The organism is Lysobacter sp. Soil_C_59, from assembly GCF_057656415.1.
Genome location: NZ_JBDGKK010000004.1, coordinates 26,241 through 51,354 on the forward strand (window position 1 = coordinate 26,241; position 25,114 = coordinate 51,354).

The window sequence follows — 25,114 nt, forward strand, 5'->3', positions numbered from 1 at the left end:
GTCCGCCCCGGCGTGATGGGCCCCGAATCACGTGTCAGGGGCTCGCCAGCCACCTTCGTCCGGACGGTCCCCGCGTGTTGCGCGGCCGGTGCCGGGAAAGGCAGCCCGCGGAGCACGCCAATCAACCTGGCTCGGTTGCTTGGTCGGTTACTTACTTACCTAGTTGATATTTTCTGGGGCTCGAACAGATGAAAGTCGGTCGTTTCAAGCAGTGGGCAGCGGGCATCGCCGCAATGGCGCTGCCGGTCCTTGCGTTTGCGCAGGCGGCCGACCCTAAGCCGTGGCAGCTGAACATGGGCAAGGGCGTCACCGCCCAGTCCGTCAATGCCTACGAGGCCCACATGCTCGCGCTGTGGATCTGCGTGGTCATCGGCATCCTGGTGTTCGGCGCGATGGCCGTGGCCATGTTCAAGTTCCGCCACTCCAAGGGTGCGGTGCCGGACAAGGATTTCACCCACTCGACCAAGCTCGAGATCATCTGGACCGTGGTCCCGGTGGTGCTGCTGGTGGCCATGGCGTTCCCGGCGACCAGCAAGCTGATCAAGATGTACGACACCCGCAACGCCGAGATGACCGTCAAGGTCACCGGCTACCAGTGGATGTGGAAGTACGAGTACCTGGGCGAGAACGTGGCCTTCACCAGCCGCCTGGACCGCAAGAGCGACGAGATCCGCCAGAGCAAGGCCGTCCCGACCGCCGCCCAGAACCCGCACTACCTGCTCGACGTCGACAACGTCCTGGTGCTGCCGACCGAAACCAAGATCCGCTTCGTGATCACCGCCGACGACGTGATCCACGCCTGGTGGGTGCCGGCCCTGGGCTGGAAGCAGGACGCGATCCCGGGCATCGTCAACGAGGCCTGGACCGACATCAAGGAGCCGGGCATCTACCGCGGCCAGTGCGCCGAACTGTGCGGCAAGGACCATGGCTTCATGCCGATCGTGGTCAAGGCCGTGCCGAAGGCGGAGTACCAGCAGTGGCTGGCGTCCGAGAAGGCGAAGAACGCCCCGGCCCCGGCTGCGGCGCCCGCTGCACCGGCCGCTCCCGCCGAGCCTGCCGCTGCCCCGGCCGAACAGCCGCAGCCGGAAGGCACCACCCCGAACACCGAAGCCGTCGCCGCTGTCGCGGTTGCGGGCTGATCGGCCCGCGGCATTTAGTCAAGAATTCTCTGAGGTAGGCCATGGCCGTCACGCACGCTGACACCCATCACGATGATCACGCCCACAAGCAGGGCTTCATCGAGCGTTGGTTCTTTTCGACCAACCACAAGGACATCGGCACGCTGTACCTGATCTTCAGCTTCATCATGTTCATCATCGGCGCAGGCATGTCGGTGGTGATCCGGACCGAGCTGGCGCATCCGGGCCTGCAGCACGTCAGTCCCGAGTTCTTCAACCAGATGACGTCGATGCACGCGCTGGTGATGATCTTCGGCGGCGTCATGCCGGCCTTCGTCGGCCTGGCCAACTGGATGATCCCGCTGCAGATCGGCGCGCCGGACATGGCGCTGCCGCGCATGAACAACTGGTCCTTCTGGATCCTGCCGTTCGCCTTCAGCCTGCTGCTGCTGACGCTGTTCCTGCCCGGTGGCGGCCCCGCCGGCGGCTGGACGCTGTACCCGCCGCTGTCGCTGCAGGGTGGCAGCAACGTCGCCTTCACCATCTTCGCCATCCACATGATGGGCATCAGCTCGATCATGGGCGCGATCAACGTGATCGCGACCGTGCTCAACATGCGCGCCCCGGGCATCGACCTGCTGAAGATGCCGATCTTCTGCTGGACCTGGCTGATCACCGCGTTCCTGCTGATCGCCGTGATGCCGGTGCTGGCTGGCGCGGTGACGATGCTGCTGACCGACAAGTTCTTCGCCACCTCGTTCTTCAACGCGGCTGGCGGCGGCGACCCGGTGATGTTCCAGCACATCTTCTGGTTCTTCGGGCATCCCGAGGTCTACATCATGATCCTGCCGGCCTTCGGCGTGGTCTCGGAGATCATCCCGACCTTCAGCCGCAAGCCGCTGTTCGGCTACCAGGCGATGGTGTACGCGACCGCCTCGATCGCCTTCCTCTCGTTCATCGTGTGGGCGCACCACATGTTCACCGTCGGCATGCCGCTCGGTGGCGAGATCTACTTCATGTTCGCCACGATGCTGATCGCCGTGCCGACGGGCGTGAAGGTGTTCAACTGGGTCACCACGATGTGGCGCGGCTCGATCTCGTTCGAGGCGCCGATGCTGTGGGCGATCTCGTTCGTGATCCTGTTCACCATCGGCGGTTTCTCGGGCCTGATGCTGGCCATCGTGCCGGCTGACTTCCAGTACCACGACACCTACTTCGTGGTGGCGCACTTCCACTACGTGCTGGTGACCGGTGCGCTGTTCTCCATCATCGCCGCCGTGTACTACTGGTGGCCGAAGTGGACCGGCCGCATGTACAACGAAGGCATGGCGAAGTTCCACTTCTGGTGGACGATGATCTTCGTCAACCTGCTGTTCTTCCCGCAGCACTTCCTGGGCCTGGCCGGCATGCCGCGCCGCATCCCGGACTACAACGTGGTGTTCGCGGACTGGAACCTGGTCAGCTCGATCGGCGCGTTCGGCATGTTCGCCACGCCGTTCATGATGGCCTTCATCCTGTGGCGCTCGAAGGCGGTTGGCGTCAAGGCCGAAGCCCGCGCCTGGCCGACCGCGCGTGGCCTGGAGTGGACCGTGCCGAGCCCGGCACCGCACCACACCTTCACCACGCCGCCGGTCATCCGTGACGGCGACCTCGCCCACGGCGACATCACGCACTAAGAAATTGATCGACATGACCCCGATCACCGACCCCGCAGACGTTGCAGCGCGCCGCAAGGCGGCGCGTCGCACCGCCATTTGGGTGGCGGTGGTCGCGGTCACGATCTATGCGCTGTTCCTGCTCAGCGGAGTGCTCGGCAAATGAGCGACGACGTGCAGCAGAAGAAGAACAGCGCCGGCCTGGCCAAGATGGTGGTCGTGGCGATCTTCGCCTTCGGCCTGACCTTCGCGCTGGTGCCGCTGTACCGCATCGCCTGCGAGAAGGTCTTCGGCATCCGCCTGGAGCGCACCGCCGCCGAAGGCGTTGCCGACGCCAAGGTGCCGGCGGCCAAGCGCGTGATCACCGTGCAGTTCGACGGTGGCGTCAACTCCAAGCTGCCGTGGGACTTCACCCCCAACCAGGTCACGATGCAGGTCGTGCCCGGCGAGCAGTACGAGACGACCTACCACGCCCGCAACACCGCGCAGCGCACCATCGTGGGCAGCGCGGTGCCGTCGGTCGCGCCGGCGCGCGCCTCGGGCTACTTCAGCAAGACCGAATGCTTCTGCTTCACCGCCCAGACCCTGCAGGCCGGTGAAGTGCGCGAGATGCCGGTACGCTTCATCGTCGATCCGAACCTGCCGGCCGACGTGAAGACGATCACCCTCTCGTACACCTTCTTCAAGAACGACACGCTCACCGCACAGGCGCAAGGCACGGCGAAGGCCGCGACCACGCCGGTGTCGGCACCGTGACGCTGACCCTTTCCTCGTAATCGCACCACTCAGACGGAACGCCGCCATGGCCCAAGCCCATACGCCAGACGCCAGCCACTACTACGTGCCGCACCACAGCCGCTGGCCGTTCCTCGGTTCGATCGCGCTGTTCATCACCATGATCGGCATCGCCGCCTGGTTCTCGGAACTGGGCACGTGGGGCAAGCCGGCGTTCTTCTTCGGCCTGGCGCTGATCGTCGGCGTGCTGTTCGGCTGGTTCAGCGACGTCGTTCGCGAGTCGGTGCAAGGCAACTACAACAAGCAGGTCGACACCTCGTTCCGCATGGGGATGATCTGGTTCATCTTCTCGGAAGTGATGTTCTTCGGCGCCTTCTTCGGCGCGCTGTTCTACGCCCGCCAGCTGGCGATGCCGTGGCTGGGTGGCGTCGGTGACGGCGTGATGACCAATGCGCTGCTGTGGCCGGAATTCAGCGCCGCATGGCCGAGCAACGGCCCGGGCGCGATCGGTGGCGTCTACCAGACCATCCCGGCCTGGGGCCTGCCGCTGCTCAATACGCTGATCCTGCTGACCTCGGGCATGACCGTCACCATCGCGCACCATGCGCTGAAGGCCGGCCACCGCAAGCAGCTGCTGGTTTTCCTGGGCCTGACCGTCCTGCTCGGCGCACTGTTCCTGTTCTTCCAGGCCGAGGAGTACATCCACGCCTACAAGGAACTGAACCTGACGCTGGGCTCGGGCATCTACGGTTCGACCTTCTTCATGCTCACCGGCTTCCACGGCGCGCACGTCACGCTCGGCACGATCATGCTGGCGGTGATCTGGTTCCGTTGCCTGAAGGGCCACTTCAGCAAGGACCAGCACTTCGCCTTCGAAGCGGTGGCCTGGTACTGGCACTTCGTCGACGTGGTCTGGCTCGGCCTGTTCCTGTTCGTCTACGTTCTGTAAGGCAGAAGCGGGAATAGGGAACAGGGAATAGGGAACCGGAACGGCCAACGCCGCTGCCGCTGGGTTCTCCGCCCCACGCAAAAAAGCGACGGCATGCCGTCGCTCTTTTGCTTTTGCAGCTCCCTATTCCCTATTCCCCGTTCCCGCCGTCGCTCTGCCTCAGGGACCGCCGTGGAACTTGATCCAGCCCATGTAGTTGGCCAGCACCACCAGCAGTATCAGCGCGATGGACAGCGCTATGCGGCGGGTCAGCGCATTGACGGTGCGCTTGCTCTCGCCTTTGTCCACGAGCATGTAGTAGAGACCGGCGCCCAGGTTCCAGAGAATGACGATCAGGAAGGCGATGATCACCAGGGTCTTGAGTGAATCGTTCATGGCGGCCTCCAGTCGGCTCCATGGCAGGGCGAGGCGTTCATTATTGCAGCCGCGCGGAGCGATCGCGTGAGCAGGCGCCGCAACCTCGTCGTCGGCTGGGTCCTGGCCGTGCTCGTCATTGCCGGCTTCGTGCGCCTGGGCCTGTGGCAGACGCACCGCGCTGTCGAAAAGGAAGCGATGCTCGCCGCCGCCGCACAGGTACTGGAGCGGCGCGTTCCGCAGTCGCTGGCCGTCGCCGACGATGTCGCGCGCGCCCATGCCTACGACTGGGCGCTGGGCCGCGGCGAGTTCGACAAGCGCGACGTGCTGCTGCTCGACAACCAGCAGCGCCACGGCCAGGCCGGCGTGCGCGCCTATCGGATCTTCCTGCCCGAACACGGCGGCCCATTGCTGGTCGACCTTGGCTGGCTGCCGTTGCCCGGCGATCGCAAGCTGCCGCCGGTGCCGCGACCGCAAGGCACGCTCGAGCTGCGCGGCCTGCTGGCGCCGCCGCCGTCGACCGGGCTGGCGCTGGGGCCGGCACTGGGCCGCGACCACGAAGCCTGGCTGATGACGCGCGTCGACCTGGGCGCAATGGAAAAGGCCACTGGCCTGTCGGTGCCGCTGGCGCCGCGCGTGCTGCGCCTGGATCCGGCGATGAAGATGGGTTACGAGCGCGACCTGGAGTTGCTCCCCAACACCCTGCCGCCGGAGAAACACCGTGGCTACGCCGTGCAGTGGTTCGCACTGGCCCTGGCGGTGCTCGCCACCGCGCTGATCCTGACTTTCCGAAAGCGCCGCCAGGCCTGAAGGACGAAACATGCCAGACCAACAACACGCCGCCCACGACACCCACGACCACAACCGCAAGCGCAATCGCATTGCGCTGCTGCTGATCTTCGCCCTGTTCTTCGGCACCATGCTGGTCGCCGGGCTGCTGCGCTTCTCAGGCTGGCGCCCGCAGGGCAGCAAGAACTTCGGTGAGCTGCTCAAGCCGCCGGGCGACCTGCGCGGGATTTCACCGCGCCTGCTGGATGGCGGCGAGTACGTGTGGAAGAGCGGCGAGCGCACGTGGCGGATAGTGATCGCGCCGCCGGCAGACTGCGGCGCCAGCTGCAGCAAGCTCGCCCACGACATCGATACGGTGTGGCAGCTGTTCGGCAAGGATGCTGACGACGTGCATGTGTTGTGGTCGTGCGCCACGGCCGATTGCAAATGGCCGGTGGGCACGCCGGCACCGGCCACGCTCAAGCTGTTGCAGCCCGACTCGCGCCTGCGCGCGGGCCTGCCGCGCCTGGACGAGCGCGTGCCGGGCAAGGACGGCGATCTGCCCGTCTACGTCGTCGACCCGTACGGCTTCGTCATTCTGCGCTACCCTCCCGGCTTCGATCCGGCCGGGCTGCGCGCCGATGTCGCCAAGCTGCTCAAGCTGAAGTGATCTCATCAAGACGCCAACCATGAACCAAGCCGTGGACTCCAAGCCAGCCGACAACCGCGCCCCGCGCGCGGTGCAGTATCGACCGGCCACGTACCGTCACTTCCATCGAATCGCCTGGCTGGCCGTCGCGCTGGCGCTGGGCGTGATCGTGTTCGGCGCGTTCGTGCGCCTGTCCAACGCCGGCTTGAGCTGCCCGGACTGGCCGACCTGCTACGGCCGTGCCGCCTGGCCGACCGTCGCCCACGAGATCGTCGACCACGCCGCCACCGCCATCCGCCCGGTCGAGGTGCACAAGGCCTGGCGCGAGCAGTTCCACCGCATGATCGCCGGCGCTCTCGGCGTGCTGACGCTGACGCTGGCACTGCTGGCCGCGCGCAAGCGCCGCTTCGGCATCGCCCAGGTGCTGGCTGCGGCCGCGCTGGTCGCCATCGGCATCCCGATGTACATGCACGGCGAACACGTCGCCGCCTCGGCGCTGGCAATCGCCGGCGAGGCGATCCTGCTGTTTGCCGCGTTGCGCTGGAGCAACCTCGACCTGGCCCGCGTCGCAGTGATCACGCTGGCGGTGATCATCTTCCAGGCGCTGCTCGGCATGTGGACCGTGACCTGGCTGCTCAAGCCGATCGTGGTGATGGGCCACCTGCTCGGTGGCCTGCTGACGTTCTCGCTGCTGCTGTGGATGGCGTGGCGCGCCACCGACCTGCCGATCCGCCTGGCCGAAGCGGTGACGGTGCGCCGGCTGGTGATCGCCGGCATCGTGCTGCTCGGCGTGCAGATCGCGCTCGGTGGCTGGACCAGCGCCAACTACGCCGCGCTCGCCTGCGGCAACGACTTCCCGCGTTGCGTCGGCCAGTGGATGCCGGCGCATGACTTCCGCGAAGCCTTCGTGCTGTGGCGCGGTATCGGCGTCGATTACGAAGGCGGCATCCTCGACGGCGAGGCGCGCATCGCCATCCAGCTCGCGCATCGTGGCATGGCGCTGGTGGTGTTCGTCTATCTGATGTGGCTGGCGTTCAAGCTGGTGCGCACGCCGGGCATGCGCGGCTGGGGCTCGCTGCTGGGCCTGCTGGCGCTGGCGCAGGTGGGCCTGGGCATCGCCAACGTCAAGCTCGGCCTGCCGCTGACCGTGGCCGTGCTGCACAACGCCGGCGCGGTGCTGTTGCTGTTCGTGCTGGTCTCGCTGCTCGCGCGCCTGCGCACTCCGGAGCCGTGATGAGCGCATCCCCGTCCAAAGCCCCAATGCCGCATGGCACCGTCAAGCAGTACTGGGACCTGACCAAGCCGCGCGTGGTCGCGCTGATCGTGTTCACCGCGCTGGTCGGCATGTTCCTGGCGGTGCCGGGTCTGCCGCCGCTGAAGGAATCGGTGCTGGGCTTCCTCGGCATCTGGCTGGCCGCATCGAGCGCTGCCGCCATCAACCAGCTGCTGGACTCGCGCATCGACGCCAAGATGGCGCGCACCTCGTGGCGCCCGATCGTCGCCGGACAGATCACGCCGGCGCAGGCACTGGTGTTCGCGCTGATCCTGGCCGCGCTGTCGATGGCGATCCTGGTGATCTGGGTCAACACCATCACCGCGCTGCTGACCTTTGCTTCGCTGATCGGCTACGCGGTGGTCTACACCGTGTTCCTCAAGCGCGCCACGCCGCAGAACATCGTCATCGGCGGCATCGCCGGCGCGGCGCCGCCCCTGCTGGGCTGGGCGGCGATCACCGGCATGCGCGGCGAGTGGGACTGGCCGCACGCGCTGCTGCTGGTGCTGATCATCTTCGTCTGGACGCCGCCGCACTTCTGGGCGTTGGCGATCTTCCGCCGTGCCGACTACGCGCGCGCCATGGTGCCGATGTTGCCGGTCACGCACGGCGTGCAGTACACGCGCTGGCAGATCCTGTTCTACACCGTGCTGCTGGTCGCCGTGACCGTGCTGCCGTGGGTGGCGGGCATGAGCGGACTGTTCTACCTCGGTGGCGCGCTGGTGCTGGGCGCGGTCTTCCTGGGCTATGCCTGGAAGCTGATGGACCCGCCGGACGAGATGTACGCGATGAAGGTCTTCAACTACTCCATCGTCTACCTGATGGCACTGTTCGCATTCCTGCTGCTCGATCACTGGCTGCTGCCGTTCCTGCAGCCGGCGGCCGTGATGGAACTGCAACCGGTACGCTGAGACAACTTTTTCAACCCAACCAACGGAAGCCCAAATGCCGGCCATGCCTAATGTTCAGCGAGATCGCCTGACCCTGTCGTTGTCCTCGCTGTTTGTTGCATTGGCCTTCGCCGGCGCCGCGCCGGCCCAACCCGTCACCCCCGGCCAGCCCGCCGAAGGCAAGGGCGAGGTGGTGGTGACCGCGCAGCGCCTGTTCGATGCGCGCAGCGGCCGCTATGTCGACAACCCGCAGGTGCTGATCCGCGACGGCCGCGTCGTCTCGGTCGGCCATGCCGGCGATGCCGCGCCGGCCGGCGCGCGCCGCGTCGACCTGCCCGGCATGACGCTGCTGCCGGGCCTGATCGACATGCACGTGCACCTCGACAGCGACCCGAGCTACGGCGGTTACACCGGCCTGCAGTTCAACGACCGCTTCTGGTCGATGCTGATGGTGCCGCACGCGCAACGCACGCTGATGGCCGGCTTCACGACCGTGCGCAATGTCGGTGCCGATGCCTGGAACGACGTCGGCCTGCGCCAGGCCATCGAAGAGGGCAAGATCGTCGGTCCGCGCGTGGTCACCGCCGCCTATTCGTTCGGCGCCACCGGCGGCCACTGCGACTCGACCTTCTTCCCGCCGTCGATGCACCAGCAGAGCGAGTTCAACGCCGACAGCCCGGAAGAAGCGCGCAAGCGCGTGCGCGAGCTGCGCAAGTACGGCGCCCAGGTGATCAAGATCTGCGCCACCGGCGGCGTGTTCTCGCGCAACACCGAGCCGGGCCAGCAGCAGATGAGCTTCGACGACATGAAGGCCGTGGCCGACGAGGCGCACCTGTGGGGCCTCAAGGTCGCCGCGCACGCGCATGGCGCGGGCGGCATCAAGGATGCGATCCGCGCCGGCGTCGACACCATCGAGCACGCCAGCCTGATCGACGACGAAGGCATCCGCCTCGCCCGCGAGCGCGGCGCGTGGCTGTCGATGGATATCTACAACACCGACTACACCCAGGCCGAAGGCAAGAAGAACGGCGTGCTGGAAGACAACCTGCGCAAGGATCGCGAGGTCGCCGACATCCAGCGCGAGAACTTCCGCAAGGCCAACAAGGCCGGGGTGAAGATGATCTTCGGCACCGACGCGGGCATCTATCCGCACGGCAACAACGGCAAGCAGTTCGCGGTGATGGTCCGTTACGGCATGACGCCGGCACAGGCGATCCAGGCGGCCACGGTCAACGCCGCGCAGGCGCTGGGTCGCGACGACGTCGGCGCGGTGGAGGCCAATCGCTGGGCCGACATGATCGCCGTGAGCGGTGATCCGGCCCAGGACGTGACGGTGCTGGAGTCGGTGCCGTTCGTGATGAAGGGCGGCGTGGTGGTGAAGGGCGCCACCGCCGAATAAACGGCCCGGCCGACCCGTAGGAGCGAGCTTGCTCGCGAACAGCCTTTAAGTCGCCGGGCGCTGTTCGCGAGCAAGCTCGCTCCTACATTCAGGGGGGCTATTGGGCCGCGACGGTGGCGGCAGGCAAGCCGACGATGACCGGCTTGGCCGAGACCAGGCGCGCGGGATCGAGCAGCGCGCCCATGGTCGGATCGTTCGGATAGCGCGTGCCGTCGAACTCGAGCGCGACCTGGCCCGACTCGCCATCGCTGCCGACGGTCACCAGCAGGTCGCGCCAGCCGCGGTTGCGGCGGTCGGCAACCGCGATCGGTGCACGCGTCGATACCGAATCACTGACAAGCTTGTAGCCGGCCGCGTCGCCACGGAACACCAGCAGCGTGCAGCCGCCGGCATCGCACCAGTTCTGGTCGTCCAGCAGCATCAGCAGGTCGTCGATGCCGTCGCCGTCGAGATCGACGGTGCCGTCGCGGTGCGCCGGTACCTCGCGGATGCTGCGTGCGGCGAGGAAGGCCGTCAGCGCTGCCTGCGCCCGCTCCTTCTCATTCAAGGGCGCCGGTGCCTGAATGGCGAGAGGCACGGTGGTGGTGGAATGCTTCGCGCACCCACCGACCAGGAGAATAAACAGGGGAATGACCAACCACAGGTTTCGCATGGCCACACTCCAGTGAATGTGGCCAGAGTAGGCGCCTGCGTGTCGTGGCCGGGTCAACGTCGGCGACGTCGACCCGGCCACTGATCATGAACCGGTCACTCCGCGCCGATCAGGTTCTGCTGCCAGAACAGGATCGAGGCGGCGCCGAAGTAGTCGACGTTGGACTTCTTCCTGAAGCCATGGCCCTCGTCGTCGAACAGCAGGTACCAGACCGGCTGGCCGTTGCCGCGCACTGCCTTAACGATCTGCTCGGCCTCGCTGTAGGGCACGCGCGGATCGTTCTTGCCCTGGGCGACGAACAGCTTGGAGGCGATCCGGTCGGCGTGGTTGAGCGGCGAGATCTGCTCGAACACCTGCGCCATCTGCGGGTCGCGCTCGTCGCCATACTCGGCCCGGCGCAGGTCGCGGCGGTAGCTCTCGGTGTTCTTCAGGAAGGTGCCGAAATGCGAGATGCCGACCACGTCGATGCCCGCCTTGATGCGGTCGCTGTAGTGCATCAGCGACGACAGCACCATGTAGCCGCCGTAGCTGCCGCCATATACACCGACGCGTTTGGCATCGAGCTCGGGCTGCTGGCCGACCCAGTCGAGCAGGGCGCCGATGTCCTTGACCGAATCCTCGCGCTTGGCCGCGTTGTCGAGGTCGAGGAACGTCTTGCCGTAGCCTTCCGAGCCGCGCACGTTCGGCAGCAGCATCGCCACGCCCAGTTCATTTGCGAGGAACTGCGCGGTCGGGTTGAACGTCGGCAGCGACTGGCCCTCCGGGCCGCCGTGGATGTTGATCACCACCGGGATGCGCTTGCCTGCCGGGACGTTGGCCGGACGGTAGTAGAACGCCGGAATCATGCGCGGCTTGCCGTCGACGCTGTCGAAGGTCTTGTAATGGACCAGCGCAGGGGCGACGAACTTCGCAGGGTCGAGCCCGCCGACTTCGCTTTGCGTCCAGCGCGTGAGCGACGCCTTGCCCAGGTCGACCACGTGGATATCGCTGGGCGAGGTCGCCGAGTTCATCGTCACCGCCAGGCGCTTGCCGTCGGGCGAGAAGCCCAGGTTAACCACCAGGCCGATCGGCAGTTCGGGCAGCTTCACCGGCTTGTGCGAGGGCAGGGCCAGCACGTGCAGCTTGTAGATGCCGTCCTCGTTGGTGGTGTAGGCCAGGTGGCGGCCGTCGTCGGCGATCTCCAGGTCCTCGACGTCCCACGGTGTGCCGGCGGTCAGCACTTCGAACTTGCCGGTGGCCGGGTTGTGGAAGCGCAGGCTATGGAACTCCTGCGCCTTGCCATCGATCTGCTCGTTGGAAATGAAGTACACCGACTTGCCGTCCGGCGCGAACTTGAACGCCTTGAACGACGCCTTGCCGCCGTCGACCGGGAACATCGTCAGCTTGCCGCTGTCGACATCGACCATGCCCGGATACGCCTCGGCTGCCGACACGTACTTCAGCACCAGCAGCTGCTTGCCGTCCGGCGAGAAGTCCATCGCGTTCCACAGGCCGCCTTCGGTGATCAGCGCGCGTGACTTCTTCGTCGCGAAGTCCATCACCCACAGATCGGTGTCCTTGCCGTTGCGCGCGGTGCTGCTCCAGGCGAAGCGGCTGCCGTCATTGGCGAACAGCGGGCCCTGGTTGCGCGCCTTGCCATCGCTGAGCAGCGTGGTCGCGCGCGTCTTCAGGTCGAACCAGTGCAGCTGCCAGAACTCGTTGCCGCCGACGTCCTTGCCGAAGACGAAGCCGTCGAGCTTCGACTCGGCCGGTGCGGCCTCGATCGCGGCCAGCGGCTCGGCGAAGAACGTGAGCTGCTCGCGCATGCCCAGCGGCTGGCAGACGCGGTGCGCCTGCGCGGTCTCGGCGAAGCGCGTGCTGATCAGCATGCAGTCGCCGCTCCAGCCGGCGAAGGTCGCGCCGCGGGTGTTCTGGTAGCGGTTGAGATGCTCCGTCAACGCCGGCGGAATCGCCGGGATGTTCTCGCTGGTGCGGTTGCCAACCTGTTCGCGCTTGACTTGAGGCGACGTGGACTGCGCCGCGGCGGGCAGGGCGCAGGACAGCAGCAGTGCGGGCAGGAGGGTGGAAAAGCGTGGCGTCATCGCGTCGGTCCCCTGGGATGAAGGGCCGAGCTTACCGTGACGAATCCTAGCCGCGGGGGATCGCCCGCGCCCGGCTCGCGCGCAGGCTCAGCAGCTCGCGCATTTCATGCTTCTCGGCCTCGTCCAGCTCCGAGGTGCGGCGCGATTGCAACGCCTCGATGCGCTGCTGGATCGCCTGCTCCTCCAGTCGCGAGACCGCATCGAGGAACGCCTGCTGGCGCTTGTCGGCATCGTCGAGAACGCGCGCATCCAGCGGTGTCGCCGCCGTGGTTTCCACCGCGCGCGCTGTCGCCAGCTTGGTCAGCGCCGGCGCTTCGGCGCGATCGGCGAAGTGCTCGAGGATCAGGCCGGTCGAGATGTCGGGCCGCTCGTGCACCAGCTCGACCAGTTCCACCAGCAGGCCGACGCCGGGCTGGTCGAGCGAGGCGAAATGCAGCGACGACGGTACCGCCAGCGCGATGGCCGGCTGCTGCAGCAGCATCGTGATGGCACTGCGCACCAGCGACGGTTTGTTGGCCGTCGGCGTGCTCGGGCGCTGCGGACGCTGCGCGGTCGATTCCGGGCTGTTGGCGCGCGCGCCCACGCCGGTCAGCTCGGTCAGGCGCTGCTTCATCAGGTCGCCGAAGGCGCCGTCGGGGATCTGCGCCAGCAGCGGCTTGGCGCGCTCGGCCAGGCGGCCGCGGCCTTCCAGCGTCCCCAGGTTGACGTCGCTGGAGAGCGAGTCGAAGAAGAACTGCGACAGCGGCGTGGCCTCGCGCAGGCGCACTTCGAAGCCGTCGCGGCCTTCCTTGCGCACCAGCGAATCGGGATCCTCGCCTTCGGGCAGGAACAGGAAGAACGCCTGGCGGCCGTCCTTCATGCGCGGCAGCACCGACTCCACCGCCTTCCATGCCGCACCGCGGCCGGCGCGGTCGCCGTCGAAGCAGAAGTACACATCGGGCGCGTTGCGGAACAGCAGCTCGGCGTGGTCGGGCGTGGTCGCCGTGCCCAGCGTCGCCACGGCGCAGTCGACGCCGTGCTCGAACAGGGCGACGACGTCCATGTAGCCTTCGACGACGATGAGCTTGTCGATCTTGTTGTGCGCCTGGCGTACCTGCCACAGGCCGTACAGCTCGCGGCCCTTGTGGAAGAGCGCGGTCTCGGGCGAGTTGAGGTACTTGGGGCCGTCATCCTTGTCCAGCACGCGACCGCCGAAAGCGATCGTGCGCCCGCGCCGGTCGTGGATCGGGAACATCACCCGGTCGCGGAACTTGTCGTAGACGCGGCCGCTGTCGTTCTTGGAGAACAGGCCGGCGCGTTCGAGCAGCGACATGCGTCGTGCGTCGGTGCCGAGCGCATCGCGCAGCGCGTTGAAGCCGTCGGGCGCGTAGCCGATGCCGAACTGGGTGCGGACCGCGGCGCTGACGTCGCGGCCGTCCAGGTAGGCCTGCGCCTTGGGGCTGCCGGCGAGCTGCTTCTGGAAGAACTTCGATGCGGCCTCGACGGCGGCATAGAGGTCGACGCTGTCGGGATTGACGTTGCGCTGCTGGGTATCGCGCGGCACTTCCATGCCGGTGCGCTTGGCCAGCTCTTCGACCGCGTCGAGGAACTCGAGGCGGTCGTAGTTCATCAGGAAGCTGATCGCGGTGCCGTGGGCTCCGCAGCCGAAGCAGTGGTAGAACTGCTTGGTCGGCGAGACCGTGAAGCTGGGCGAGCGCTCGTCGTGGAACGGGCAGCGCGCCGAGTACTCCTTGCCCTGGCGCTTCAACGGCACCCGCGACCCGATCAGCTCGACGATGTCGGCGCGGGCGAGCAGGTCGTCGATGAATGCGTCGGGGATGCGGGCCATCGGAGCTTTGTACCGCGGGAGCGCCTCAGCCTGCCAGACGCTTCTTCACCAGTACCGACACCAGCCCCATGTCGGCCTGGCCGGCCAGCTTGGCCTTCAGCGGACCCATCAGCTTGCCCATGTCGGCCGGGCCGGTGGCGCCGGTCTCGGCGACGGCGGCGTCGATGGCGGCCAGGATCTCGGCCTCGCCCATCTTGGCCGGGACGTAGCGCTCGATCACCACGATCTCCTCGCGCTCGACCTGGGCCAGGTCCTCGCGGTTGGCTGCCTCGTACTGGCTGACCGAGTCGCGGCGCTGCTTGACCATCTTGTCGAGCACGGCGATCACGGCGGTGTCGTCGAGCTCGATGCGCTCGTCGACTTCACGCTGCTTGATGGCGGCGTTGATCAGGCGGATCACGCCCAGGCTGTGCTTGTCGCCGCTCTTCATCGCGGCCTTCATGTCATCGGTGAGTCGCGTCTTGAGGCTCATCGGGCTGCTCCCTGGCTAAATCGGCACACAAATCTCGGAACATAAATTTCAGGAACACAAAAAGCCGGCGGCGCATCGGCGCGGCCGGCTTGTGTGATGCGCTCGTTGACGGGTCCGCGCGTTGCGCGGGGCCCGCTGGGGCGATCAGTACAGGCGCTGACGCTTGGTCACGTCGCGCGAGGCGCGACGCGCCTGGCGCTTCACCGCTGCGGCGGCCTTGCGCTTGCGTTCCTGGGTCGGCTTCTCGTAGAACTCGCGCTTGCGGGTCTCGGCCAGGACGCCGGCCTTCTCGCAGGTGCGCTTGAAGCGACGCAGAGCAAACTCAAAAGGCTCGTTTTCGCGGACTTTGACGCTGGGCATACGTAATCTCGTTTCGGGAACCGGCCCGGGCAGGCCGGGGAAGAGCCGCGCATTATAGCGATGGCCGCCTTGAAGGTGCAACATGGTTCCCCCATCAAGTGCGCAGGCCCCGGCTCTGACGCCTGATTCCAGTCCGCAACCGCCTCCATGGCGCGCTGCGGCAGATTTTAATCCCCCCGGAACCCGACCTTTGAAAGTCCTAGGCATCGAAACCAGCTGCGACGAGACCGGTGTGGCCGTCTACGACACCGATACCGGGCTGCGCGCGCACGCGTTATATAGCCAGATCGCCCTGCACGCCGAGTACGGCGGCGTGGTGCCGGAGCTGGCCAGCCGCGACCATGTCCGCAAGCTGCTGCCGCTGGTCCGCCAGACCCTGTCCGAGGCCGGCCTGGCCACCACCGACATCGACGGCGTCGCCTATACCGCCGGCCCCGGCCTGGTCGGGGCGCTGCTGGTCGGCGCCGGCGTGGCCCGTTCGATGGCCTGGGCGCTGGACGTCCCGGCGATCGGGGTCCACCACATGGAAGGCCACCTGCTGGCTCCACTGCTCGAGGACGACCCCGAGCGCGGCCGCCCGGAGCCGCCGTTCGTGGCGTTGCTGGTCTCCGGTGGCCATACCCAGCTGGTCCACGTCGAGGCGATCGGCCAATACCGCTTGCTGGGAGAGACCCTGGACGATGCCGCCGGCGAGGCCTTCGACAAGACCGCCAAGCTGATGGGCCTGCCGTACCCGGGCGGGCCGCAATTGGCGGCGCTGGCCGAGCAGGGCACACCCGGGACGTTCAGGTTCTCCCGGCCGATGACCGACCGGCCCGGCCTGGACTTCAGTTTCAGCGGCCTCAAGACCCAGGTGCTGCTGGCCTGGCGCGACAGCGACCAGGCCGCGCAGACCCGCGCCGACATCGCCCGCGGCTTCGAGGATGCGGTGGTCGAGACGTTGGCCATCAAGTGCGAGCGGGCGCTGGACGCGGCCGGCTGCGAGACCCTGGTGGTGGCCGGCGGCGTCGGCGCCAACAAGCGGCTGCGCGCACGGCTGGAGGAGATGGCACGCAAGCGCGGCGGCCGCGTCAGCTTCCCGCGCCCGGCGTTCTGCACCGACAACGGCGCGATGATCGCCTTCGCCGGTGCGCTGCGTCTGCAGGCCGGCCAGCACGGCGACCTGGCGGTGCGGGTGACGCCGCGCTGGGACATGGCGACGCTGGAAGTCGTGGGTTCGCCGTAACATTCCCCACCCCTGACACACCGCTGCGGCCATCGCCCCCATGGACCACGTCTTCATCGAAGGCCTCGAGATCGAGGCGCTGATCGGCATCTACGACTGGGAGCGGCGCATCCGCCAGCCACTCGTGTTCGACATCGAGATGGCCTTCGACAACCGCATCCCGGCGGCCAGCGACGCCATCGAGGACACGCTGAACTACAAGGCGGTCAGCAAGCGCATCGTCGACTACGTGTCGCAGTCCGACTTCGGCCTGGTGGAAACGCTGGCCGAACGCGTGGCGGCGATCATCATCGAAGAGTTCGGCGTGAAGCAGGTCCGCCTCAAGCTCAGCAAGCCCGGCGCGGTGCGCGGTGCGCGCGCGGTCGGCGTGTCCATCGTCCGTACGGCGGGCTGACTGTCACGCATGAGCCTTGCCTACCTGAGCCTCGGCAGCAACGTCGACGCCATTACGCATCTGGTTGCCGCGCTCGCGGAACTGCGCGGGCGCTTCGGCGACGTCGTGATGTCGGCGGTGTATCGCACGCGCGCCGTCGGCTTCGACGGGCCCGACTTCTTCAACGCCGCGGCGATCATCGCCACCGAGCTGGAGCCGCAGGCGCTCAACACCTGGCTGCACGAACTGGAAGACCGGCACGGTCGCGACCGCAGCGGTCCGCGCTACGGCGACCGCACGCTCGACATCGACATCGTGCTGTTCGATGACCGTGTGCTGGAAGGCACCGGCAACCTGCGCATTCCGCGGCCGGAACTGAAGCATGCCTTCGTGCTGCGGCCGCTGGCGGAGATCGCGCCGGATGTAGTGGTGCCCGGCAGCGGCCAGACGCTGGCGCAGCTGTGGGCCGCGCATCCGGACCATGGCGCGGTGTGGGAGGCGGTTGCTCTCTGAGCCCCGGCCCCGTCATTCCCGCGAAGGCGGGAATCCAGGGACGTCGCCCTCGTGCCGTCATTCCCGCGAAGGCGGGAACCTAGCGTCGTTGGCTCTGCTTCGAACTGCGGTCGGTTCTCGGACCAGGAGCAGACGTCGCTGGGTTCCCGCCTTCGCGGGAATGACGGTGTTGGGGAGGCATGAACGACGGGCCCAAATGGGTCGGCGGTCCGGTTTCCACCCGCGCCCCACTTGCCCTCGCCGCCGCGGGGCCCGAGGATGCGCTCTCGATCCATGGGGGTCAGCTCCATGGGCATCCGCAAGGGGATTGCGATGTTCGAGAAGTTCTCGCGCAGTTGGGAGCTGGTGAAGGCGAGCGCGGCAGTGTTGCGCTCGGACAAGGAACTGATGATCTTCCCGATCGTCTCCGCCCTGGCCACGCTGGTGGTGCTGGCGACGTTCATGGTGCCGATGCTGGGCTGGCGCATTTTCCAGCACGGGTTCGGCGTGACCGGCATGGTCTGGATGTTCATCTTCTACTTCTGCCAGTACACGGTGATCATTTTCTTCAACTGCGCCCTGGTCGGCGCGGCGATGATCCGCCTGGAAGGCGGCGATCCGACGCTGGCTGACGGCATCAATGCCGCCAAGGCGCGACTGCCGGCGATCCTGGGCTACGCCGCGATCGCGGCAACGGTGGGCATGCTGTTGCAGGCGCTGCGCAACAAGGAGAACAACTTCCTCGTGCGCATGCTCGGCAGTGGCCTGGGTGCGGCGTGGACGCTGGCGACCTTCCTGGTTGCACCGGTGCTGGTCAGCGAGGAGATCGGTCCGGTCGAAGCGCTGAAGAAGAGCGCCGGCCTGCTGCGCCACACCTGGGGCGAGAACGCCATCGGCAACGTCGGCATCGGCCTGGCCTTCAGTCTGATCATGATCGGCGTGGGTCTGGTGGGCGCGTTGATCGCATTCGTCGCCGCGCAGCTGTCGATCGGCCTGGCGGTGGCGATCGTGATCGTGTTCGTGATCGCGCTGCTGCTGCTGGGTGTGTATCAGGCGGCGCTGTCCGGCATCTACTCGGCCGCGCTGTACCGTTACGCGACGCAGGGCGAGACGCCGCCGGAGTTCCAGGACCTGCGGCTGGAGCAGGCGTTCGCGGCGAAGTAAGCAAAAGCGCCCCTCTCCCTGGCCACGTTCGTGGCCGGTCCCTCTCCCACAAGGGGAGAGGGAGTACGGGGTGCCGGGCGTTGCCCTCTCCCCCTGTGGGAGAGGGACCGGCGCGAAGCGCCAGGGAGAGGGGTGTCAGGCGTTCAGCAGCCTGCCGCCATCCAGATGCAGCACCTGTCCGGTGCTGTAACGCGCATCCACCAGCAGCCAGCGCACCGCTTCGGCGACTTCCGCCGGCGTGCCGGTCCGCCCCATCGGCGTGCGTCCGAGCATCGCCTCCTGCGCGGCGACATTCGCCGACTCTTCCGGCCACAGGATCGCACCCGGCGACACCGCATTGACGCGAACCTCCGGTGCCAGTTCCAGCGCCAGCGACCGCGTCATCATCAGCAGCGATGCCTTGGCCATGCAGTACAGCGAGTGCTCGCGCAAAGGCCGCTCGCCGTAGATGTCGGTGAGGTTGACGATGCCGCCGTGCGCGGCGCGCAGGTGCGGCGCGGCCGCCTGCGCCAGGAAGAACGGCGCGCGAGCATTGCTGGCGAAGAGCTGGTCCCACTGCGCCGGCGTCGCCGTGCCGATCGGGGTCGGGGTGAAGCTCGACGCGTTGTTGACCAGCGCATCGAGCCGGCCGAAGCGGCCCACGGCATGTGCGACCAGTTCCGGCAGGCGGTCGAACTCGCCCAGGTCGGCCTGCAACAGCTGCGTGCTGCCGGCGCGGACGCTTTCCAGTTCCGCCGATAACGCATCCACGTCGGCGCGCGAGCTGCGGTAGTGCAAGGCGAGGTCGTAGCCGGCGCCATGCAGGGTGCGGGCGATCTGCGCGCCGATGCGCTTGGCGCTGCCGGTGATCAGGGCGACGGGGCGGGGTGCTGGCATGGCACCGATTCTAGGGTGCCTGCATCTTTCCTGCGCCCGGGTCGGGGATAATCGCGTCCATGTCGTCACTACCTCCCCCCGACGCCGACGCCCTGGCGCACAGCGCCCGCCTCGACACCCTCATCCGCACCCAGATCGCCGGCAACGGCGGGGCCATCCCGTTCTCGCGCTTCATGGAGCTGGCCCTGTACGCGCCGGGCCTGGGTTACTACAGCGCCGGCGCCAGCAAGTTCGGCGAAATTGGCGACTTCGTCACCGCGCCCGAGATAGGTCCGATCTTCGCCGCCTGCGTCGCCGAAAGCGTCGCCCCGGTCTTCCACCAGATCGGTGCGGGCGGCCGCTTCCTCGAGCTGGGCGGCGGCACCGGCGCCTTCGCCGAGGTCGCGCTCAAGCGACTGATGGAACTCGATGCGCTGCCCGACCGCTACGCCATCCTCGAACCCAGCGCGGAGTTGCGCGAGCGCCAGCGCGAGCGACTGCAACAGCGACTGACGCCGCCGCTGTTCGAGCTGGTCGAATGGCTCGATGCGCCTTTCAACGACGACTGGGACGGCGTGCTGTTCGCCAACGAAGTCATCGATGCCCTGCCGACGCCGCGCTTCGCCATGGAAGCGGGCGAGGTGTATGAGGAGCACGTGGCGATCGAGGACGGCGCGCTGATCCGCGTGCTGCGCCCGGCCGACGCGTTCCTGGGCAATGCCGTGCGTCATCTTGAGCGCAACCTCGGGCGCGAGTTCGACCAGGGCTTCCGCTCCGAGACGCTGCCGCAGTTGCCCTACTGGGTGCAGGCGGTGTCCGGCGGCATGCGCACCGGCGCGATGCTGTTCGTCGATTACGGCTACGTGCGCAGCGAGTACTACCTGCCCGAGCGCAACGACGGCACGCTGCGCGCGTTCTACCGCCACCGCATGCACAACGAGCCGCTGCTGTGGCCGGGCCTGCAGGACCTGACCGCCTCGGTCGACTTCACCGCGCTGGCCGAAGCCGGCGTGGCGGCCGGCTTCGATTTCGCCGGCTACTGCTCCCAGGCCAGCTTCCTGCTCGGCAATGGCCTGGCCGGCGTGCTCGAACGCATCGAGCGCATCGCCGACGAGGGCGAACGACTGCGCCGGACCCAGGAGGTCAAACGCCTGACCCTGCCGTCCGAGATGGGCGAGCGCTTCCAGGTCATGGGCTTCGAGAAGGGTGTCGAATTCGGCGCCGCCTTCCTCGCCGGCGACCTGAGCTTCCGCCTGTGACGTCGGCGCGCATGTTCCGCGATCTGCGCTGGCGCGGGCTGTGGTCGGGCCTGTGGCTGCTGATGGTCGCGGCGGTGATCGTGACCTCGCTGCTGTCGGCCTCCGACCTGCCGCCCCCGCCGTTCGACGGCGTCGACAAGCTCGAGCACTTCCTCGCCTACTTCGTGCTCAGCGGTTATGCGGTGATGCTGCTGGAGCGGCGCCGGCCGCAGGCGCTGGTCGCCGTGGCGCTGATCGCCCTGGGCGTGGGCCTGGAGGTCGCCCAGGGTGCCCTCACCGTCTCCCGCCGCGCAGATTCGGCCGATGCCCTGGCCAATTCGCTGGGCGTGCTGGCCGGGCTGGTGCTCGCGGCGACACCGGTTTCCCGCACGCTGCAATGGCTGGAAGCCCGGCTCCGCTAGTGTGACGGGCGTCATTTGGCGGGAAAACCGCCATCACACCAGATAAGGCACAGCGAGGCTAGGTATTGCGCAAAGGTTAAAAGGTGGTTAAAGCTCTGGGTCGGGCTCAACAGGGGGAGTCCGCCCACCCTGAGTGAAGGAAGCACCGATGCCTGCGATCACCCGTTCTATCGCCCGCAACCGATTGGCCCTGGCCGTCACGGCCAGCCTGGCCGCTAGTTTGTTCAGCCCCGCCGTCCTGGCACAGGAGCCCACTGCGGCCGAAATCCGCTCCGAGGCCACCACCCTCGACCGCATCCAGGTCACCGGTTCGCGCGTGCGCGGTCGTACTGCCGAGGACACGGCCGCACCGGTCGACGTCATCGGCAAGGAAGAGCTCAACGCCACCGGCGCGATGGAGCTCGGCCAGATCCTGCAGATGCTGGAACCGTCGTTCAATTTCTCCCGCACCTTCGTCAGCGACGGTACCGACATCCTGCGACCGGCGACGCTGCGCGCGCTGGGTCCGGACCAGGTGCTGGTGCTGGTCAACGGCAAGCGCCGTCACCAGCAGGCGCTGGTCAACGTGCAGCAGACCATCGGCCGCGGTTCGGCCGGTACCGACATCAACTCGATCCCGGTGTCGGCGATCGAGCGCGTCGAAGTGCTGCGTGACGGCGCCGCCGCGCAGTATGGTTCCGACGCCATCTCCGGCGTGATCAACATCATCCTCAAGGAACAGACCGACCACACCGACATCTCGGTGGAAGGTTCGCAGTACTACGCCGGGGACGGCGAGATGCTGCACGGCTCGGTCAACACCGGCTTCAAGCTCGGCGGCGACGGCTTCATCAACCTGTCGGCCGAAGCGCGCAACCGCAACGAGACCAACCGCGCCGGCCCAGACAGCCTGCGCGTGGATCCGCCGCGCGTTACCCAGCGCCTGGGCGATGCCGATGCCAAGGACTACTACCTGTGGTTCAACAGCGGCCTGCCGCTGGCCGGTGGCGAGCTGTACCTGTTCGGCGGCGCATCCAAGCGCGAAGGCGACTCGTCGGGCTTCTTCCGCAGTGCCGGCGACAACCGCACCGTGCCGGACCTGTACCCCAATGGCTTCCTGCCCAACATCCTGACCACGGTCGAGGATGCATCGATCGCGGTCGGCTTCAAGCAGCCGATCAACGAGCGCTGGGACTGGGACATTTCGGTCGTCACCGCGCGCAACAAGTTCGGGTTCGAAGAAGGCAACTCGGTCAACGTCAGCTGGTGGTACGAGCCGATCAATCCGGCCAACCCCGCCGGCCCGATCTTCGGCGCCTCGCCGACCCGCGCCGACACCGGCGAGCTGCAGAGCGACCAGACCACCTTCAACCTCGACTTCAGCGGTTACGTCGACGGCATCGGCGGCACGCCGCTGTACCTGGCCACCGGCCTGGAATGGCGCCAGGATGACTACAAGATCCGTCCGGGCGATCCGGTGTCGTACACCTATGGCCGCACCAACAACCGCGATATCGTCATCGTCGGCCAGACCGGCGACATCGCGCAGCCGGGCATGCAGGGCTTCCCGGGCTTCTCGCCGACCGAAGCGGTGGATGACGGTCGCGACAGCTGGGCGGTCTACCTGGATGCCGAAACCAACCTGAGCGAGAAGTTCCTGCTCGGCGCGGCGGTGCGCTTCGAGGATTACTCGGACTTCGGCAACACCACTACCGGCAAGCTGTCGGCGCGCTTCGACGCGACCGAGGCCTTCGCCGTTCGCGGCACGCTGTCGACCGGCTTCCGCGCCCCGGGCGTGCAGCAGCTGTTCTACAGCCAGCGTTCGACCAACCTCAACTCCGACGGCATCCTGACCGACACGCTGACCGCACGCCAGGACAGCGATGTCACCCGCGCGTTCGGCATCGAGCCGCTGCAGGAAGAAACCTCGACCAGCGGCACGCTGGGCTTCGTCTACACGCCCAATGACCGCCTCTCGGTGACGCTGGACGTGTTCCAGATCGACATCGACGACCGCATCATCTTCTCCAGCAACATCGCACCCGAGTCGGTCGGCACCGACGGCAATCCCTGCACGCCGACCAACAGCAACTGCCCGATCCAGGCCATCCTCGCCCCGATTGGCGTCGGCCAGGTGCTGTTCTTCACCAACGCCATCGACACCCGCACCACCGGCGTCGACCTGACCGTCAACCACAACACCACCTTCCAGGGCGGCAGCACGCTGAACCTGACGGCACTGGTCCACTTCAACGAGACCGAAGTGCGCTCGCGCCGTTCGCAGTCGCCGATCCTGTCGCCGACGCAATTGTTCGACGACACCCAGGTGACCCTGCTCGAAGAGGGCCAGCCGGGTGCGCACCATGTGTTCCAGGCCATCTGGGACAACGGTCCGTGGCAGTGGACCGGCCGCGCCAACTACTACGGTTCTGTTTCGGGCGAAGGCTTCACGCCCGGCATCAAGCAGACCTGGGACGGCAAGTGGCTGTTCGATGCGCAGGTGCGCTATTCCATCAACGACTCGATGGCGGTGACCGTCGGCGGCAACAACATCTTCGACCAGTACCCCGACAAGTGGGATCCTGTGACCGGTGCCCCGTTCCCGCAGTTGGGCTTCAAATACGGTTGGGAGACAATGCCGTTCGGCATGAATGGCGGCAGCTATTACGTCCGTTTCGATTACCGGTTCTAGGAATCGGTAGCGGCGGGTCGGCCCTTCGGGGCCGACTCAGCTCGCGGACCTGAGGGATCCGAAAGGGGAGAGAAGCGCCGGGCGACGGGGAGGTTGCCCGGCGTTGCTTTTTGCCTCAGCGCTTGCCGGTCGCCGCAGCGATCGCTTCGATCCGCGCCTTCTGCATCGCCTCGCCCACGGCAGGGCCACTCAGCCCTGATGCCACCTGATCTGACCGCACCGCCATCGCCGCGGCATGCGCCTCGCGCAGCGCGCGACCCTGCGGGTAGTCGTCATCTTCGTGCCCGGTGCGGCCGCGCTTGTCGGCCTCGCAGGCGATCGCCATCTGGGCGATGCGCGCCGGTTTGCGGAAGCCATCGCAACGGCTGATCAGCTCGTACACCGTCTTCGCCTTCAACTCGTCGAAACGGTGCACGTTGAGGTGCTCGCGGCATACGGCTTCGGCCAGCTGGCGGTGTTCGGTCGGCACCTTGAGGCGCTCGCACAGCGCTTTCAATGGCTTCACGCCCGCATGTTCATGGCCGACATGGCGCGGCAGTTCATCGGCAGGTGTCAGCGCCTTTCCGAGATCGTGGGTGAGTGCGGCGAAGCCGATCAGCTCGTCGCCCGGTGCCAGCTGCGCGGCCATGTCGCAGACCAGCTCGACGTGGACGCCGGTGTCGACTTCGGGGTGGAACTCCGCGCGCTGCGGAACGCCGTACAGTGATTCGACTTCCGGCAGCACGACGGCGAGGGCGCCGGCATCGTGCAGCGTGCGCAGGAACGCTGATGGCGCGGGGCTGGTAATGGCGCGCCGCAGTTCCTTCCAGACGCGCTCGGGCACAAGCGCGGACAGCTCGCCGGACTCGACCATCGCGCGCATCAGCGCCATCGTTTCCGGTGCGACGGTGAAGCCGAGCGGGGCGAAGCGGGCCATGAAGCGACCGGCACGCAGCACGCGCAGCGGGTCCTCGGCGAACGCCGGCCCGACATGGCGCAGCACGCGCGCCTGGATGTCACGCGCGCCGCCGTAGGGGTCGACCAGCTGGCCGTCCTCGTCCTGGGCAATGGCGTTGATGGTGAAGTCGCGGCGTTGCAGGTCCTGTTCGAGCGTCACCGAGGGATCGGCATCAACGACGAAGCCGCGATAACCGCGACCGCTCTTGCGCTCGGTCCGCGCCAGCGCGTACTCCTCGCCGGTTTGCGGGTGCAGGAACACCGGGAAGTCGAGGCCGACCGCGCGGAAACCGGCCGCCTCCATCGAGGCTTGTGTCTCGCCGACGATGACCCAGTCGCGGTCGCCGGGTGGCAGGCCGAGCAGGCGGTCGCGGACGGCGCCGCCAACGAGATAGGTCTTCATGGGGGAATGGTAGGGCAAAGGGGGCCGTCATCCCCGCGAAGGCGGGGACCCAGCGACGTTGCACTTGAGCATGCGGGACTTGCGAGCCTGGATCCCGGCGTTCGCCGGGATGACGGTCAACGCCACTGGGTCCCCGCCTTCGCGGGGATGAC

At 67.3% G+C, this 25,114-nt stretch carries 25 protein-coding genes; 17 read left to right on the plus strand and 8 right to left on the minus strand.

Annotated elements, in window-relative coordinates; genetic code table 11:
• The first annotated feature begins 233 nt into the window (after positions 1-233).
• Genes coxB through AC3A3Q_RS09390 form a run of 5 tightly spaced genes read left to right on the plus strand, consistent with a single transcriptional unit; the run spans position 234 to position 4,457 of the window.
• Complete coding sequence (gene coxB / locus AC3A3Q_RS09370) at positions 234-1,139, plus strand: cytochrome c oxidase subunit II (protein ID WP_487586333.1); 906 nt, start codon at positions 234-236, stop codon at positions 1,137-1,139.
• A 41-nt stretch (positions 1,140-1,180) separates the two neighbouring features.
• A complete protein-coding gene (gene ctaD, locus AC3A3Q_RS09375; protein ID WP_487585998.1) occupies positions 1,181-2,794 on the plus strand; it encodes a cytochrome c oxidase subunit I in 1,614 nt (537 codons plus the stop codon).
• A 13-nt stretch (positions 2,795-2,807) separates the two neighbouring features.
• The gene (locus AC3A3Q_RS09380) at positions 2,808-2,939 is read left to right on the plus strand and encodes a hypothetical protein (protein ID WP_280633569.1); all 132 of its coding nucleotides are present in this window, start codon (positions 2,808-2,810) and stop codon (positions 2,937-2,939) included.
• Entirely contained in the window at positions 2,936-3,529 is a 594-nt protein-coding gene (locus AC3A3Q_RS09385) for a cytochrome c oxidase assembly protein (RefSeq protein WP_487585999.1), read from the plus strand. Before AC3A3Q_RS09380 ends, AC3A3Q_RS09385 begins: the two co-directional genes overlap by 4 nt.
• A gap of 46 nt (positions 3,530-3,575) precedes the next feature.
• Complete coding sequence (locus tag AC3A3Q_RS09390) at positions 3,576-4,457, plus strand: cytochrome c oxidase subunit 3 (RefSeq protein WP_487586000.1); 882 nt, start codon at positions 3,576-3,578, stop codon at positions 4,455-4,457.
• 159 nt (positions 4,458-4,616) lie between these two features.
• Here AC3A3Q_RS09390 and AC3A3Q_RS09395 read toward each other — a convergent pair whose 3' ends face one another.
• Positions 4,617-4,832 (minus strand): twin transmembrane helix small protein, encoded by a 216-nt coding sequence (locus AC3A3Q_RS09395; protein ID WP_158732522.1) that lies wholly within the window; start codon positions 4,830-4,832, stop codon positions 4,617-4,619.
• Positions 4,833-4,898: 66 nt separating this feature from the next.
• Here AC3A3Q_RS09395 and AC3A3Q_RS09400 point away from each other — a divergent pair, with 66 nt between their 5' ends.
• Genes AC3A3Q_RS09400 through AC3A3Q_RS09420 form a run of 5 tightly spaced genes read left to right on the plus strand, consistent with a single transcriptional unit; the run spans position 4,899 to position 9,790 of the window.
• Entirely contained in the window at positions 4,899-5,621 is a 723-nt protein-coding gene (locus AC3A3Q_RS09400) for an SURF1 family protein (protein WP_487586001.1), read from the plus strand.
• A gap of 10 nt (positions 5,622-5,631) precedes the next feature.
• Positions 5,632-6,249, plus strand: a complete 618-nt coding sequence (locus AC3A3Q_RS09405; RefSeq protein WP_487586002.1) for a hypothetical protein — start codon at positions 5,632-5,634, stop codon at positions 6,247-6,249.
• A gap of 19 nt (positions 6,250-6,268) precedes the next feature.
• Complete coding sequence (locus AC3A3Q_RS09410; protein ID WP_487586003.1) at positions 6,269-7,462, plus strand: COX15/CtaA family protein; 1,194 nt, start codon at positions 6,269-6,271, stop codon at positions 7,460-7,462.
• 26 nt (positions 7,463-7,488) lie between these two features.
• Positions 7,489-8,412, plus strand: coding sequence for a heme o synthase (gene cyoE, locus AC3A3Q_RS09415; protein WP_487586004.1), 924 nt, complete (start codon positions 7,489-7,491; stop codon positions 8,410-8,412).
• A gap of 43 nt (positions 8,413-8,455) precedes the next feature.
• Positions 8,456-9,790 (plus strand): Xaa-Pro dipeptidase, encoded by a 1,335-nt coding sequence (locus AC3A3Q_RS09420; RefSeq protein ID WP_487586005.1) that lies wholly within the window; start codon positions 8,456-8,458, stop codon positions 9,788-9,790.
• A 97-nt stretch (positions 9,791-9,887) separates the two neighbouring features.
• Here AC3A3Q_RS09420 and AC3A3Q_RS09425 read toward each other — a convergent pair whose 3' ends face one another.
• From AC3A3Q_RS09425 to rpsU, 5 genes are all read right to left on the minus strand, one after another.
• Complete coding sequence (locus AC3A3Q_RS09425) at positions 9,888-10,367, minus strand: hypothetical protein (RefSeq protein ID WP_487586006.1); 480 nt, start codon at positions 10,365-10,367, stop codon at positions 9,888-9,890.
• Positions 10,368-10,537: 170 nt separating this feature from the next.
• Positions 10,538-12,523: a S9 family peptidase gene (locus tag AC3A3Q_RS09430; RefSeq protein ID WP_487586007.1), complete on the minus strand. Its 1,986-nt coding sequence runs from the start codon at positions 12,521-12,523 to the stop codon at positions 10,538-10,540.
• Positions 12,524-12,569: 46 nt separating this feature from the next.
• Positions 12,570-14,351, minus strand: coding sequence for a DNA primase (gene dnaG, locus AC3A3Q_RS09435; protein ID WP_487586008.1), 1,782 nt, complete (start codon positions 14,349-14,351; stop codon positions 12,570-12,572).
• A gap of 25 nt (positions 14,352-14,376) precedes the next feature.
• Entirely contained in the window at positions 14,377-14,823 is a 447-nt protein-coding gene (locus AC3A3Q_RS09440) for a GatB/YqeY domain-containing protein (RefSeq protein ID WP_487586009.1), read from the minus strand.
• Between the two features lie 144 nt (positions 14,824-14,967).
• Positions 14,968-15,183: a 30S ribosomal protein S21 gene (gene rpsU, locus AC3A3Q_RS09445; protein ID WP_031371286.1), complete on the minus strand. Its 216-nt coding sequence runs from the start codon at positions 15,181-15,183 to the stop codon at positions 14,968-14,970.
• A 190-nt stretch (positions 15,184-15,373) separates the two neighbouring features.
• Here rpsU and tsaD point away from each other — a divergent pair, with 190 nt between their 5' ends.
• From tsaD to AC3A3Q_RS09465, 4 genes are all read left to right on the plus strand, one after another.
• Positions 15,374-16,408, plus strand: a complete 1,035-nt coding sequence (gene tsaD, locus AC3A3Q_RS09450; protein WP_487586010.1) for a tRNA (adenosine(37)-N6)-threonylcarbamoyltransferase complex transferase subunit TsaD — start codon at positions 15,374-15,376, stop codon at positions 16,406-16,408.
• Positions 16,409-16,448: 40 nt separating this feature from the next.
• On the plus strand, positions 16,449-16,802 hold the full coding sequence (gene folB, locus AC3A3Q_RS09455) for a dihydroneopterin aldolase (RefSeq protein ID WP_487586011.1): 354 nt from the start codon (positions 16,449-16,451) through the stop codon (positions 16,800-16,802).
• A gap of 9 nt (positions 16,803-16,811) precedes the next feature.
• Positions 16,812-17,294: a 2-amino-4-hydroxy-6-hydroxymethyldihydropteridine diphosphokinase gene (gene folK / locus AC3A3Q_RS09460; RefSeq protein WP_487586012.1), complete on the plus strand. Its 483-nt coding sequence runs from the start codon at positions 16,812-16,814 to the stop codon at positions 17,292-17,294.
• Positions 17,295-17,582: 288 nt separating this feature from the next.
• Positions 17,583-18,437 carry a DUF6159 family protein gene (locus AC3A3Q_RS09465; RefSeq protein ID WP_487586013.1) on the plus strand — a complete coding sequence of 285 codons (855 nt, stop codon included), beginning with the start codon at positions 17,583-17,585 and terminating at the stop codon, positions 18,435-18,437.
• Positions 18,438-18,572: 135 nt separating this feature from the next.
• Here the strand turns inward: AC3A3Q_RS09465 and AC3A3Q_RS09470 are convergent, their stop codons facing one another.
• Entirely contained in the window at positions 18,573-19,313 is a 741-nt protein-coding gene (locus AC3A3Q_RS09470; protein ID WP_487586014.1) for a pteridine reductase, read from the minus strand.
• A gap of 59 nt (positions 19,314-19,372) precedes the next feature.
• Here AC3A3Q_RS09470 and AC3A3Q_RS09475 point away from each other — a divergent pair, with 59 nt between their 5' ends.
• The 3 genes from AC3A3Q_RS09475 (at position 19,373) to AC3A3Q_RS09485 (ending at position 23,623) form a co-directional block, all read left to right on the plus strand.
• Positions 19,373-20,551, plus strand: a complete 1,179-nt coding sequence (locus AC3A3Q_RS09475) for a class I SAM-dependent methyltransferase (RefSeq protein ID WP_487586015.1) — start codon at positions 19,373-19,375, stop codon at positions 20,549-20,551.
• Between the two features lie 11 nt (positions 20,552-20,562).
• Complete coding sequence (locus AC3A3Q_RS09480; RefSeq protein ID WP_487586016.1) at positions 20,563-20,952, plus strand: VanZ family protein; 390 nt, start codon at positions 20,563-20,565, stop codon at positions 20,950-20,952.
• Between the two features lie 148 nt (positions 20,953-21,100).
• A complete protein-coding gene (locus AC3A3Q_RS09485) occupies positions 21,101-23,623 on the plus strand; it encodes a TonB-dependent receptor plug domain-containing protein (protein ID WP_487586017.1) in 2,523 nt (840 codons plus the stop codon).
• 115 nt (positions 23,624-23,738) lie between these two features.
• Here AC3A3Q_RS09485 and AC3A3Q_RS09490 read toward each other — a convergent pair whose 3' ends face one another.
• Positions 23,739-24,962 (minus strand): multifunctional CCA addition/repair protein, encoded by a 1,224-nt coding sequence (locus AC3A3Q_RS09490; RefSeq protein WP_487586018.1) that lies wholly within the window; start codon positions 24,960-24,962, stop codon positions 23,739-23,741.
• Positions 24,963-25,114: the final 152 nt, after the last annotated feature.

Bases quoted from the DNA above. Each gene is read 5' to 3' on its own strand.
- AC3A3Q_RS09405 (WP_487586002.1), top strand. From the start codon at position 5,632: ATGCCAGACCAACAACACGCCGCCCACGACACCCACGACCACAACCGC.
- folB (WP_487586011.1), top strand. From the start codon at position 16,449: ATGGACCACGTCTTCATCGAAGGCCTCGAGATCGAGGCGCTGATCGGC.
- AC3A3Q_RS09430 (WP_487586007.1), bottom strand. From the start codon at position 12,523: ATGACGCCACGCTTTTCCACCCTCCTGCCCGCACTGCTGCTGTCCTGC.
- AC3A3Q_RS09380 (WP_280633569.1), top strand. From the start codon at position 2,808: ATGACCCCGATCACCGACCCCGCAGACGTTGCAGCGCGCCGCAAGGCG.
- dnaG (WP_487586008.1), bottom strand. From the start codon at position 14,351: ATGGCCCGCATCCCCGACGCATTCATCGACGACCTGCTCGCCCGCGCC.
- coxB (WP_487586333.1), top strand. From the start codon at position 234: ATGGCGCTGCCGGTCCTTGCGTTTGCGCAGGCGGCCGACCCTAAGCCG.
- AC3A3Q_RS09410 (WP_487586003.1), top strand. From the start codon at position 6,269: ATGAACCAAGCCGTGGACTCCAAGCCAGCCGACAACCGCGCCCCGCGC.
- AC3A3Q_RS09395 (WP_158732522.1), bottom strand. From the start codon at position 4,832: ATGAACGATTCACTCAAGACCCTGGTGATCATCGCCTTCCTGATCGTC.
- ctaD (WP_487585998.1), top strand. From the start codon at position 1,181: ATGGCCGTCACGCACGCTGACACCCATCACGATGATCACGCCCACAAG.
- AC3A3Q_RS09390 (WP_487586000.1), top strand. From the start codon at position 3,576: ATGGCCCAAGCCCATACGCCAGACGCCAGCCACTACTACGTGCCGCAC.
- AC3A3Q_RS09490 (WP_487586018.1), bottom strand. From the start codon at position 24,962: ATGAAGACCTATCTCGTTGGCGGCGCCGTCCGCGACCGCCTGCTCGGC.
- cyoE (WP_487586004.1), top strand. From the start codon at position 7,489: ATGCCGCATGGCACCGTCAAGCAGTACTGGGACCTGACCAAGCCGCGC.
- AC3A3Q_RS09465 (WP_487586013.1), top strand. From the start codon at position 17,583: ATGGGCATCCGCAAGGGGATTGCGATGTTCGAGAAGTTCTCGCGCAGT.
- AC3A3Q_RS09480 (WP_487586016.1), top strand. From the start codon at position 20,563: ATGTTCCGCGATCTGCGCTGGCGCGGGCTGTGGTCGGGCCTGTGGCTG.
- AC3A3Q_RS09485 (WP_487586017.1), top strand. From the start codon at position 21,101: ATGCCTGCGATCACCCGTTCTATCGCCCGCAACCGATTGGCCCTGGCC.
- AC3A3Q_RS09470 (WP_487586014.1), bottom strand. From the start codon at position 19,313: ATGCCAGCACCCCGCCCCGTCGCCCTGATCACCGGCAGCGCCAAGCGC.
- AC3A3Q_RS09385 (WP_487585999.1), top strand. From the start codon at position 2,936: ATGAGCGACGACGTGCAGCAGAAGAAGAACAGCGCCGGCCTGGCCAAG.
- AC3A3Q_RS09475 (WP_487586015.1), top strand. From the start codon at position 19,373: ATGTCGTCACTACCTCCCCCCGACGCCGACGCCCTGGCGCACAGCGCC.
- AC3A3Q_RS09420 (WP_487586005.1), top strand. From the start codon at position 8,456: ATGCCTAATGTTCAGCGAGATCGCCTGACCCTGTCGTTGTCCTCGCTG.
- rpsU (WP_031371286.1), bottom strand. From the start codon at position 15,183: ATGCCCAGCGTCAAAGTCCGCGAAAACGAGCCTTTTGAGTTTGCTCTG.
- folK (WP_487586012.1), top strand. From the start codon at position 16,812: ATGAGCCTTGCCTACCTGAGCCTCGGCAGCAACGTCGACGCCATTACG.
- AC3A3Q_RS09440 (WP_487586009.1), bottom strand. From the start codon at position 14,823: ATGAGCCTCAAGACGCGACTCACCGATGACATGAAGGCCGCGATGAAG.